Below are 12637 nucleotides of genomic sequence, written 5' to 3' on the forward strand. Positions count from 1 at the left end.
GTCATCCTTCCGCTTTTAACTCAAGAATGAGGTCACGCAGCTCGGCTGCCCGTTCGAAGTTGAGGGCCTTTGCCGCTTCCTTCATTTCTTTTTCCATATTTAAAATCACTTGTTCGCGATCTTTCTTCGTCAATTTCTTCAGGCCTTCTGCCGGGCTGTACTCTTCCTGCTCCTCGGCAGCAATCGTTGCCCGGATCACATCGCGGATAGCCTTCTGGATCGTCTGCGGCGTGATGCCATGCTTTTCATTGTATTCTTCCTGGATGGCACGGCGGCGCTTCGTCTCGCTGATCGCCTTTTCCATCGAATCCGTCATTTTGTCTGCATACATGATGACATGTCCATTCGAGTTCCTCGCTGCACGGCCGATCGTCTGGATCAGCGACCTTTCGGAACGAAGGAAGCCTTCCTTATCAGCATCGAGAATGGTGACAAGGGATACCTCTGGTATATCAAGGCCTTCCCTTAACAGGTTGATTCCGATAAGCACATCATATTTTCCAAGTCGCAGCTCGCGGATGATCTCGATGCGCTCGAGCGTCTTGATCTCAGAGTGCAGGTACTGGACCTTGATGCCGATTTCCTTCAGGTAATCGGTCAGATCCTCGGACATCTTTTTCGTCAAGGTCGTTACGAGCACGCGCTCATTCCGCTTCGTACGCTCCTGGATTTCACCGATCAGGTCATCAATCTGGCCCTCGATCGGCCTTACATCGATCGTCGGATCAAGCAGTCCTGTCGGTCGGATGATCTGCTGTACCATTTCCGGCGTATGCTCAAGCTCGTACGGACCTGGAGTTGCCGATACGAAAACCGCCTGTTTGACATGTTTTTCGAATTCAGCAAATGTCAGCGGGCGATTATCCATCGCTGACGGCAGGCGGAAACCATGATCAACCAGCACTTGTTTACGTGCCTGGTCACCATTAAACATTCCCCGTATTTGCGGCAATGTAACATGCGACTCATCGACGACAATCAAAAAGTCATCAGGGAAGTAATCGAGTAATGTATATGGAGTCGCACCAGCCGGCCTCAACGTCAGGTGACGTGAATAGTTTTCGATGCCGGAGCAGAAGCCCATCTCACGCATCATCTCAAGGTCATATCTTGTCCGCTGCTCGAGCCTTTGGGCCTCAAGAAGTTTTTCCTCGGCACGAAGCACCTCAAGGCGTTCTTCCAATTCTTTTTCAATGTTCTCGATGGCTACCCTCAATTTTTCTTCGCGGGTAACGAAGTGAGACGCCGGGAAGATTGCGACATGGTCACGTTCGCCAATGATCTCGCCAGTCAGCGCATCGACCTCACGAATCCGGTCAATCTCATCGCCAAAAAACTCGACCCTCATGCAGTGTTCATCACGGGATGCCGGAAAAATCTCGACAACATCGCCGCGGACACGGAACGTCCCGCGCTTGAAGTCAATATCATTCCGTTCATACTGGATATCCACCAACTTGTGGAGCAGCTTGTTCCGCTCAATATCCATACCTGTCCTGAGTGACACGACCATGTCCCGGTATTCATCTGGATTACCGAGGCCATAGATACAGGAAACACTGGCAATGATGATGACATCTTTGCGCTCAAATAATGAGGAAGTAGCTGAGTGACGCAGCTTGTCAATTTCATCATTGATGCTCGCGTCCTTCTCAATGAACGTATCCGTCTGCGGCACATAAGCCTCTGGCTGATAATAATCATAGTAACTGACGAAATACTCAACCGCATTGTTCGGGAAAAATTCCTTGAACTCGCTGTAGAGCTGGCCTGCAAGAGTTTTATTGTGGGCGATGACAAGCGTCGGCTTGTTCACTTCCTTGATCACATTAGAAATCGTGAACGTCTTCCCTGTTCCAGTCGCGCCGAGAAGGGTCTGATGCTTCTTGTTATTGCGTATTCCCTGCACCAGTTCTTTAATGGCCGCAGGCTGGTCCCCCTGCGGAGAATATTTCGAGACTAATTCAAATTGATCCTTCACAGAAAAGCCTCCTGTAATGTGAAATTTCTAGGCTCTTTTCGTAAACAATTCACTTAATGAATTCCATTGATTCAAGAACTATCTCGAAAAGAATCTCATCTATATAAGCCTTACATAGCTGTCAAAAAGTCATATCCTCATTCTACCACAAAGAAGGTAAAACAAACCAACAAAAAGCGAACAAACATTCGAATTTTCATCTTAGTTTTTAACAAAATTGTAGTAGCAAGTCGAATGGTCGTTAATCAAACGTTTGAATGAATCAGCTTAACCCCTTGTAAAACAAGAAAAACCTGCCGAACAGAATTCGACAGGCTTACTTTAAATTTATGACTACTTTTTGTTGCGCTTCATCATCTGGTTTGCCAGAAAAAAGCCCAGCGTCAATGAAAAAGCATCGATGACAATCAGCAGGAAAGAATCTGTGTACCCTTTATAAACAGAAGCCGCAATCAAAGCGACCGTCAGCACAAGCGCAAGGATGTGGTTATAGGCAACCCTGGTAAAAAAAACAACCATGAAACCAGGCAGTAACAGTGCGGACAAATATTTCAGCACCAATGGATTAAACACCTCATTCAGAGAAATAGCGATAATTTTAAATAACCTATTAAAAATATAACTTTTTTGGCGGCTGGATACAAGAATCTTCCTCATCTAAGGCTTATCGCGCTTTTATTATATATGAAGCGGCCATCTATTTTACCCGATTCATATAGCAGCATAAAGAAAAGCATGCAGGTGCATGCTCAATGTAAAGTATTCACTTCACTTAAAACCTTTGTAGCCCACTCACTCGCCTCACCATAGAGCCTGAACAGTTCCTCCATTGTCATTTTGGTAGGATTGAATGTCAAGTCGAGATCTTCATGAAAAGCGAGTTCGATCTCTTTTAAAAATTGAAGCATCATGTATTCGTCGTTCTTTTCACCCGATAACCCAGCCTTAATCTCATTGCTCAGAGGCAGGTCTTCAAGGAGTTCTTCCATCGGATGGTGCAATAAGGAATCCATCAAAGAGAACATTCCGAGAAGGAAGTATTTTGATGCCAGCACTTCTCTGCCGACCTTCCTGCCGATCAATTCCCCCAGCTTCCCGCGCTTAAGTGACAGTTCAATGATTTCCCGTTCCTTTGAACCGCCTGAGCCTTTATCTGCTCCTCGGATTGCCAGAACATAAATCCATTTTTTGATTTCATTCAGCCCTAATAGAATGATTGCTTGTTTTATAGAAGAAACCTCATTCCTTGGCCTGAAAACCGGATTATTGATAAGTCTCAGCAGTTTATAGGAAAGTGAGATATCCTTTTCGATCACATCTTTAATCTTCTCAAGATCGGGCTCAGGACTGTCGATTTCTTTTAAAATCTGAAAATATGAATGATAGTATGATGGAATATCATAACTGTTCAGGATGACTGGTTTGCTGAAGTAAAACCCCTGAAAGTAGACAAAGCCGTCTTCTTTCGCCTCTAAGTATTCTTCAATCGTTTCAACTTTTTCGGCAAGGAACTTAATGTCCCGGTCACTGATAAAACGAATCATTTCCTGCCTGTCCGCTCGGTTCGTCGAACGGAAATCAATCTTGATGATATCAATATAATCCAATAGCTGGACCGTCAATTCGTTCCACTGCGAAACAAAAAAATCGTCAAGCGCGATTGTATATCCATGTGCCTTCAGCTCTTTGCAGATTCCCAGAATATCTTCATTAAGTTCTACTGTCTCGAGAATCTCCACGACGATCGATAATGGATTAAAATAGGAAGGAACACCTAGTTTCAATAGTTTTTCAGTAAAATTAATAAAACAAGGCTTGCCATTTGATAAGTCTTTGACACCGATATTCAAAAAACTATTTACAATCACATCTGTTGTGGCCTGGTCCCCATCAGTATGCTGATAATTATTGACCGAGCTGTTCCTATATAATAATTCATAAGCAACAGTCTTCTCATTCATATCGAATATAGGCTGCCTGGCAACATAAATATCCATATACAATCCTCCCGGGGACATAGAACAAATCTGTAAATATTAAACAGTATTATTGTAGGAAAAATATACTATTATTTTACAAGTATTACAAGGGTAAATAGTAATTACCATAAATTGTAGGCTTTTCTAATAGAAGTTTATTCAGTGAGGCGTTTGATTTTCTTTCGGATGGACTCTCGTGTCCGTCCAAGCATCTCAGAGATTTCGGAAAGTGTTTTTCCGCAGCAGTACCATTCCAGGACCTGCTTCTCTTCATGCGTGGTCCATGCTTTATAATTCGTGGTTTGCCGTGCTATGGTGCGTTCTTTTGTGACCCATTCTGGTTCAGGCGGCAGCGCATCAGGCTCAAGCTTGGAAAAGTCGATTTTATGCCTGTTTTTTTCTGCCCATGTCCAAAATTCATCTATGTTGATAAACGTAAATCTTTTTTTATTCCGGGTAATCCGCTGATGATAGCCCAATTCATGGTTAAGGAGCCACTGCAAAACGGTGTTTCGGTCAACCTTGAGGATTTTAGCCAGTTCGCCAGCGGTCAGCATTCCTGTGCAAGATTTCGTATGGGAGAGACCCATTCTGGTGATTTTCACTTCAAGGGCCGTTATACTTCGATTCAGCTTTCGGGCAATGGTCGTTAATGATTGGCTGCCTAGCTGGTCTTTGATCATTTGTAAATCTTCAGGTGAGTATTTCATCGAGACCTCAACCATCCTTCTATCCAAAATAAAATTTTTACTTGTCTTATTAGACCATACCTCCACCCCCAAAAGAATACCAATGATGGTATGTTTATAGATTGAAAATTATCCCAAAAAAAGAACAGGCTGGAGTCAGCCTGTTCTCATCTCGACTATTTAAAAAAACATTATAGTAAAGTATCTGGGGGATTACTTTACTCCAATAGTACAAAAGTATTAAACCTCTCTATTCTTCCTCACCATGTCCTTATCCTTGAAAAAGTCGCTCAAAGCCTTGTTGATCATCGCCACGCTCAGGGCTGTCATGGCGAAAAACAGAATTGGCACATAAACAATCCATTCATAAGCAAGCATGAAGCGTTTGTTGAGGCCGATCAGCCCAGACCATTCATGGGTAACCGATGATGGTGGACCCTCCCCCGTAATCGTGCCGCCAAACAGGACGAGCATGACGCCAAGATGCACAAGCAGCGTCAGCACCTGCAAAAACTGCTGGCCGAACATTAGAACCCATTCCTCGTAAAGCTGTGGAAGGACGTGCTTGAAATAGATATGGCGCTTGCTTCCCCCAAGAGTAATCGCCGATTCAATGAATTCTTCTTTCCACACACTGCGTTTCTGTTGTATCAACTGGACGGTCAAGGATGGCAGAGCGATAAGGATGAGAATGATAAACTCATAGACCACCCTGACCCATAAAGGATGATGGAAGCCATGGATTGTATACATGACGACCGTGGCCAGCAGGAAATAGGTAATCAGTGTCTGCGGGAAAAAGGATAATGGTTCAGAGACTGCTTTTATCCAATTGAAGATCCGGTTTGGCACCCTGAATAGAAAATAACTCAATACAATTGATAAGATCATCCTTAACAAAGCGACGACCAGGACGATGCCTATCGAATATTTCGCTCCTTCGATCACGGTGTGAAGCATATCATAGCCATACATATCCGAGCCAAACAGAAAGACATCGAACGGCGGGTACGGTGGGGCTTTTTCCAGAGAGCCATCCTCGTTGTAAACGTAAGGAATCTGCCTTATTTTCCCGTCATTCACTACGGTGTTCAAAACGCTCAGTGACAGCAGGATAATCAGGAATCCCGCCCCAAATATGAACTTTTTCGTCTTCAGCAATCTGATCATATCGATAACCTTCTAAACTCTATTAGTCTGTAAATCAGGAAGAACGGCGTAAAAAACAGGATACAACTGAACACGAACAGCTCGACGGAAACATACACGATATTGAATTTCATCAAACCATCAAGATTAAATATGTATTCGACCATGACCAGCGTGGAGAGCATCATCCAGATGATGGTCTTGAAGTGTCCCAGCAGGTCCTGTCTGATATTGCGGACCACGTGGACATTCAGCATGTAAAAATAGGACAGGCCTTTTGCTTTAGCCAAAATAATGTACGGCTTATCCAGCTCTTCGAAAATCTTCAGGACGATAACCTGCGCCAAAAACAGGAAAATCGGCAAACTCAGGCTGATAAGCGGAAGCAGGACTGCCTGGTTATCGCTTCCGAGAGAGGTTGTCTGAATGAATTTGACTCCGAAGGTCTTTAAAAGCCAGATCACTCCAGCCTGCAGCAGGAACATCCAAAGCACATCAGGGATGGAGCGGATAATTTCTATGAAGCTTAAAATATAGTCTTTTTTCTTTTCAAAAAAGAGCACAATTAAATAGGACAGCAGGAACGACATGGCTGTAGCCGCAAACAGAGCCATGCCCAATGTCTTCATCGAATAGAAGAAACGGTCCATCACCGCCGGCAGCATTTCGTGCTGGCCATCATAAGTCAAATTGCTTAATGTGAAAATTTTAACGGTTAAGTCCTTCACACTGTTAAAATAGCCCTCCGTGTCAAATGTCAGATTTCTTAAGAGGACGGGAAGGCTTCCAATGACAATGAACAAAAATACCCCTGCTATGTACTGCAAAACAAGTGTTATGAAGCGCATTGCACTGCTTTTCAACATGACGAATCCCCTCTAACATTAGTCCTTCAAATTATAATTCACTTCTCTTCTCATTTCCAGTTTTTTCATATATGGTGCTTAAGTGGTAGAAGAGAATAATCATCGTCTGGGAAAGCAGATAGATCGGGAAAGACCAGTGCATTTTATAGCCTTTGTCAAAATGGAACAGGCCAACCTTGAGCCCGATCCACTCCAGCAGCATCGAGATCGCCGACCAGATTAGGATGTAGGGAATGATTCTGAGCTTATTGATGTTCCATTTTGCGTAAAAATAAAGAAAGAAATAGCCATATGGACCATACATGATATAACTCATGAAATCGATGAACTGATATGACGAGTTATCGTTGACGTCATAAAAGTCCCAGGGCTTTATTGAGAGGGTATGATCGTAAAACAAGCCGATATAGATGCCGAAAATATAGTAACCGACGCTCTCCAGCTTGCTGAAGAGTTTTGGGACGAACCATATAGCCAGGTTCATGACGATCATGCTGATGATCACAAACCATTCATTTGCATTGAACGCAGTATCATACACTTTCATTTTGGCGACTCTCCAATGTTTGTAAAAATGTTGCCAGCTTTAAGACACCAACCGCTAAAAGCAGGAAACCGGCATTTTAATAATGCCGTATAGAAAAAATTCCACTTGAGATAGGTCAGGATATGAAATTGCACAGCCAGCTCATGCGCGGCAAGCAGGACTCCCAGTGAAATCAAGAAAGCTGCCATTTTATAGAATGGCGTTTTGGCACGCACATAATAATTCACAAAAAGCACGGTGACCATCGGTGTCAGGATATCCCTGCAAAGAAGCAAACAAATGAACAGCCCATGATCCTCAGTCATTTTAAAAAAATGCCATTCCAGCGCCATAAGCGTCACGCACTGGCGCGTAATGATGGCAATCACCATGAATATCAGTGCATTCTGCAGGAAGTTCAGCGGTTTCTGCACATAATAAGCGAAATGGAGCAGCAAAATGGTTATCGTGATATAAATCGAGAGAGCCATAGTAACATCCTTATGAAAAAATTCAATTTCTCAACTCTTACTTTGTCCATCGTGTAGCATCTTAACCATTTAATTTGAAACAGTCGAGGATTCATTTATGGCGTTGATATTGTTTAATCAGTCCCAACTATTCTAAGTTCTCATGCTGTGAAGCACGCAGCACTTCTCCACAAAAAATGCATATTTAGCTGGTACAACATAAGAGTGTAAAAAATACTGGGTGAGGTATATGGAATATAGTTAGATCAAAATCAGGAAAAATAATATAGGCATTAAAGGAGGCGCAAAAATTGAAAAGGATTGTCATATCAGCATTTATTATCCTGGTTTTAATTGTAGCCGGCGGCTGGTTTTTCATGAGAAGCATGGGCGGTATGGGAGGAAATATGCCCGGCCAGGGTGGTGGCATGATGAAAGGCGGCGGCATGGGAAATGGCGGAATGATGGGCGGAGGCTCTGATTCTGTTGAGGATATGAAGAATGACTCCATTGAAGAGGGCGTTAAACCTCTGCCGATTCCTCCAATTCTTGAAGATGAGAACCCCGACCCTGACAAAGCAGAATTCACTCTAGTTGCCCAAAAAGGATCAATGGAATTTTTAGAAGGTAAAGCAACAGATACATTCGGCTACAATGGAGATTACTTAGGGCCGGTCATTCGGGTAAAGAAGGGTGATGATGTCTCTGTTAAGGTGAAAAATGAGTTGGATGAAGCTACGACGCTCCACTGGCATGGGCTGGAAGTGGATGGCGAGAATGATGGCGGGCCGCATACGGGGATCCAGCCGGATACTACATGGAATCCAGAATTTACGATTGAGCAAAACGCTGCGACATTATGGTACCACCCTCACCTCCTCCATAAAACAGGTGAACATGTATACAAAGGCCTAGCCGGTTTATTTTTAATCGATGACGAAGAAAGCGAAAAGCTGGATTTGCCTGACGAATATGGCGTGAATGATATTCCGCTCATAGTCCAGGATAAGCAGCTCGATGAAAATGGCCAGTTTGAATATGATCTGAGTATGCACGATGTAATGATGGGCCTTCAGGGTGACACCATCATGGTCAACGGAGCCATCAATCCGTATGTCGAGGTTCCGAAAGGCAAGGTTCGCTTCCGGCTGTTGAATGGCTCGAATGCACGGATCTACCAATTCGCTTTGAGCAACGGACATGAATTTTACCAGGTTGGGACAGATGGCGGGCTTTTGGAAGAGCCGGTAAAGATGAAAAGCATTGTTTTGAGTTCTGCTGAGCGCGCGGAACTGATCGTCGATTTTTCCGATTATGAAAAGGGTGAAAGTGTAGAACTGAAGGACCAGGGTATGCCATTCATGAAGTTTGTTGTGACCGGTGAGGAAAAAGGGCCAGAGGAAATCCCTTCCCAATTGGTTGACATTCCCGACGTCGATGAGTCAATGGCCTCGAGGACGAGGGAGTTTGTAATGTCAGGAATGGGCCGAAACGTCACCATCAACGGCAAGCAGATGGACATGGACAGGATTGACGAACAGCTCAAGCTCCATGATACAGAGATCTGGGAAATTTCAAACGAGGGAATGGGAATGATGGGCAATAACATGGGCATGGCCCATCCATTCCACGGACACGGCACCCAATTCCTGATTCTCGACAGGGACGGCAATCCCCCGCCTGCCAACGAACGAGGCTGGAAGGATACGATTCTGGTTGAGCCAGGAGAGAAAGTGCGGGCAATCGCGACATTCGACCATAAAGGATTATTCATGTACCACTGTCATATCCTTGAGCATGAAGACGCCGGGATGATGGGACAGTTTAATGTTGAATAAATGTGAGCTCCGTTTTTTACCGGGGCTTTTTTTGCGTAAAAATAGCATAAGCCTGGGAGACTTATGCTGGATTTTAAACGAATCTAACTCAAATGTTCCATGAGCTGCTCTTTCCCAACTCGGTTGATAAATTTGTGCATTTGCTCTCGCTTTTTCCCGTATTCACTATAGATTTCAATCAGTCTATCTACCTTTTGATAAAGTTCATCGGGCGTCAGCTGTTCAAATAACAGGGTTCCAGCGGCAGCGTCCTGGCCCTTCGATTTACCACCGGCATACAGATTGTAGCCTTCCTTCACTTTCATAATGCCGATATCGTTGATCAGCGGTTCACCGCAGCCAACCGGGCAGCCGGTATAGGCCGGTTTCAGGGTAAAAGGAACAGGTTTGCCGGCAATCCTTTTGTTGAGTTCGATTGCGACCGGCATCCCTTCCTCCTCCGCTCCTTTGCAAAAATTGCACGTGCGGAGACTTTTCACGAAACTCCCTACTGGATAACAGCTGAGTCCTGCCATTTCAAATTCTGCGATTGCTTCATCTTTTTGGCTTTCCGGTATTTCAATATACAGCTGCTGAAACGTTGTCAGCTCTAGTTCCTGGTCGTCTTCCAGGTATTTTGCCAGGACTAGCAGCTGCCTGGCATTTAGCTTGGAGCCGAAATCGATGCCTCCATTAACAGCCAGCTTTATTGTTTTTTCTGTGGCTTCCACTTACATTCCATCCTCCTTCACCCTGGTCATGAGGTAAATTTATTTCCATCATACCTTGAAAAAGTGGAAAATGTGTGGATTTTTTGAAAATGAATATACAGTTAGTCCATCACCGTGATTCCATTAGGTATTTCTCCAACATCAATTGTATCTACTCGCTTGCTTTCAAGATCAATGATGCTGACTGTGTTATCAAACATATTGGTTACATAGGCAAATTTCCCGTCACCACTTACTGTCACACCATGCGCCCCATTCCCCGTCAAGATTTCATCGACTACCGTCTTCGTCTCAAGATTAACTATGGACATTGAATTTGATGGTGTTTCCTCGGTGCCCTGGTTGGCGACATACGCATATTTGCTGTCCGGCCCTATATAGACTTGTGCCGGGCCTGTACCAACTTCTACCTTGACCACTTGCTTTGTTTCCAGATCAACTATGGCCAGTGAGTTTTCTGAGAAAAGGGTTACCGCCAGGGTCTTCCCGTCCTTGGTTACTCCTGTTGTAACAGGTGTATTGCCTGTTTTTATTCTTTCTTCTGCGAATGTTTCCAAATTAATCGCACTTACCGTATCCTCACCCATATTAGCGATATAGGCAAATTTGCTGTCCGCAGATATTCTGAATCCATGGGGGCCTTTGCCAGTTGGAATGGTTTTGACCACTTCATATGTTCTAGCGTTAATGACCGAAACTGTGTCATCTTCGTTATTCGTAACGAGTACGTACTTTCCATCTCCTGTATACACAACATGTGCAGGATGATTGCCTACTTCCACTTCTTTTAAAAGGTCATTTGTATTGGCATCATAGAATAGCACTTTTCCTGAAGCTTCGTCTCCGTGGCTACCATGTCCGTGACCGCTCTCCGGAACAAGAGTAGCCGCAACCACTTTGCCGTCAGGCGACAGCTGGATATTGTGAACAACTCCATCAGCCTGGATGGTTTCAGTCACTTTATTATCTTTTACATTGATCTTGCTGATTGTCCCGCCCTCATTTGCGGTAAAATAAAATTTTTCTAAAGTTTGTTCCTGTTTGGCCGCCTTTACTTCCGGCTTCTCCTCAACCTTGGTAGTGGCATCTGTTCCGCACCCCGCCAGAACAATACCTACAGATGCAATAACACTCATCAATTTTACGTTTAAACAACTCATCATGAGCCCTCCTTTATGGAAATCTACCGTCATGATAATCCGTTTAATCCCATTGGAAATGTTAACTTCATCACAAGGTTAAAAATTTCGATGAGAGGTTTTACAACTTAATGAAATCGATAAAATCTGCAAATCTCTGAAGTAAAATTTACTTTTTGTTTTTGCAGAGTGACAAGATAAAGTAAAATAGTTGATTAATTTCTCAGATACGATAAAATGATATCGAGTTTCGTTATTGAATTTCGATATCAACGAAAGAAGGAATTTTTTATGGAGGATAAAGTCCTCAGGAAACTTTTTCTCGGTTTCATTCAGATTCATATTTTGCACCATGCGAAGGAAGAGCCGATTTTTGGGCTGTGGATGCTTCAGGAGCTTAAGGAACATGGCTATTCCATTAGTGCAGGCACTCTCTACCCGATTCTCCACAGTATGGAATCGGACGGTCTTCTTTTAAAAGAAGAAAGAAATGTTGAAGGGAAAATCCGGAAATACTACCGAACAACAGATAAAGGCAATAACGTACTTGAGGAAGCCCGGAAAAAGGCTTATGAACTGTTCAGGGAAATCAAGGATTAAGTTTGAGTGAATCAGGATTCATGGGGGGGAAGCTGTTTGTTTGAACTTAAGGATGTACAAGTTGACGGTATACTTCATATCGATGAGTTGACCATTCCGGCCAATCAATTTACCTGTATCATCGGACCAAGCGGCAGCGGGAAATCAACACTCTTGAGATTACTGAACGATCTGTCGAGCCCGAATCAGGGAGAAATTCTTTTTAAAAATATATCCATTAGCACTTTGGATCCCCTTCAACTCAGGAGATCCGTCGTCATGGTTTCGCAGTCTCCCGTCATTTTTGACGGAAGCATTGAAGACAATCTGCAGATTGGCCTTTCTTTTTCCGAAAAAGAGCCGGCTTGTGCCAAGGAAATGAAAGAACTGCTTGAACTGTTTTTGCTTGATAAACGTCTGGACGAGGATGCGGAGCACCTTTCCGGAGGCGAGAAACAGCGACTTTCCTGGGCAAGGGCAATGCTGCTTGATCCTGAGGTGTTTTTGCTGGACGAACCGACTTCTGCGCTGGATGAGGAAACGGCAAAAACCGTGCTGATGAGATTCCGTGATTATGTCAGGAGGAAATCCAAATCGGTCATCATGATCACCCATTCGAAAGAGCTGGCAGAGCTGGTCGCCGAGAATACGATATATATGTCGCCTTATTCAATCGGTGGGAAGGCGGATTAATAAGTCACTTATGTTGAT

13 protein-coding genes are annotated in these 12637 nt (G+C 43.9%); 3 read left to right on the forward strand and 10 right to left on the reverse strand.

Translation table 11 applies throughout. From position 1 onward, the window contains the following. Position 1: 1 nt before the first annotated feature. The 8 genes from uvrB to RH061_RS20730 form a co-directional block, all read right to left on the reverse strand. Positions 2–1981: an excinuclease ABC subunit UvrB gene (gene uvrB / locus RH061_RS20695; protein WP_311072670.1), complete on the reverse strand. Its 1980-nt coding sequence runs from the start codon at positions 1979–1981 to the stop codon at positions 2–4. 333 nt (positions 1982–2314) lie between these two features. Further along, positions 2315–2542 carry a CsbA family protein gene (locus tag RH061_RS20700; protein ID WP_311072671.1) on the reverse strand — a complete coding sequence of 76 codons (228 nt, stop codon included), beginning with the start codon at positions 2540–2542 and terminating at the stop codon, positions 2315–2317. 188 nt (positions 2543–2730) lie between these two features. Beyond that, positions 2731–3978 (reverse strand): EAL and HDOD domain-containing protein, encoded by a 1248-nt coding sequence (locus tag RH061_RS20705; protein ID WP_311072672.1) that lies wholly within the window; start codon positions 3976–3978, stop codon positions 2731–2733. 137 nt (positions 3979–4115) lie between these two features. After that, the gene (locus tag RH061_RS20710) at positions 4116–4670 is read right to left on the reverse strand and encodes a helix-turn-helix domain-containing protein (RefSeq protein WP_311072673.1); all 555 of its coding nucleotides are present in this window, start codon (positions 4668–4670) and stop codon (positions 4116–4118) included. 219 nt (positions 4671–4889) lie between these two features. After that, positions 4890–5819, reverse strand: coding sequence for a peptide ABC transporter permease (locus RH061_RS20715; protein WP_311072674.1), 930 nt, complete (start codon positions 5817–5819; stop codon positions 4890–4892). Then, positions 5816–6664, reverse strand: coding sequence for an ABC transporter permease subunit (locus RH061_RS20720; protein ID WP_311072675.1), 849 nt, complete (start codon positions 6662–6664; stop codon positions 5816–5818). The genes RH061_RS20715 and RH061_RS20720 overlap by 4 nt, the downstream gene beginning before the upstream one ends. A 31-nt stretch (positions 6665–6695) precedes the next feature. Further along, positions 6696–7211 carry a hypothetical protein gene (locus tag RH061_RS20725; protein ID WP_311072676.1) on the reverse strand — a complete coding sequence of 172 codons (516 nt, stop codon included), beginning with the start codon at positions 7209–7211 and terminating at the stop codon, positions 6696–6698. Next, positions 7208–7681 (reverse strand): hypothetical protein, encoded by a 474-nt coding sequence (locus RH061_RS20730; RefSeq protein ID WP_311072677.1) that lies wholly within the window; start codon positions 7679–7681, stop codon positions 7208–7210. The genes RH061_RS20725 and RH061_RS20730 overlap by 4 nt, the downstream gene beginning before the upstream one ends. Before the next feature lie 290 nt (positions 7682–7971). On the opposite strand from RH061_RS20730, the gene RH061_RS20735 reads away from it, so the two are divergent. Further along, positions 7972–9498: a multicopper oxidase family protein gene (locus RH061_RS20735; RefSeq protein WP_311072678.1), complete on the forward strand. Its 1527-nt coding sequence runs from the start codon at positions 7972–7974 to the stop codon at positions 9496–9498. An 83-nt stretch (positions 9499–9581) separates the two neighbouring features. On the opposite strand, the gene RH061_RS20740 is transcribed toward RH061_RS20735, so the two are convergent. Together RH061_RS20740 and RH061_RS20745 are read right to left on the reverse strand one after the other, a co-directional pair. Further along, complete coding sequence (locus tag RH061_RS20740; RefSeq protein ID WP_311072679.1) at positions 9582–10208, reverse strand: nitrite reductase; 627 nt, start codon at positions 10206–10208, stop codon at positions 9582–9584. Between the two features lie 101 nt (positions 10209–10309). Further along, positions 10310–11368, reverse strand: coding sequence for a YncE family protein (locus RH061_RS20745; protein WP_396654904.1), 1059 nt, complete (start codon positions 11366–11368; stop codon positions 10310–10312). Between the two features lie 270 nt (positions 11369–11638). Here RH061_RS20745 and RH061_RS20750 point away from each other — a divergent pair, with 270 nt between their 5' ends. After that, positions 11639–11947: a PadR family transcriptional regulator gene (locus RH061_RS20750; protein ID WP_311072681.1), complete on the forward strand. Its 309-nt coding sequence runs from the start codon at positions 11639–11641 to the stop codon at positions 11945–11947. A gap of 36 nt (positions 11948–11983) precedes the next feature. Beyond that, on the forward strand, positions 11984–12619 hold the full coding sequence (locus RH061_RS20755; protein WP_311072682.1) for an ABC transporter ATP-binding protein: 636 nt from the start codon (positions 11984–11986) through the stop codon (positions 12617–12619). Positions 12620–12637: the final 18 nt, after the last annotated feature.

The organism is Mesobacillus jeotgali (genome assembly GCF_031759225.1).
GTDB lineage: Bacteria > Bacillota > Bacilli > Bacillales > Cytobacillaceae > Mesobacillus > Mesobacillus jeotgali_B.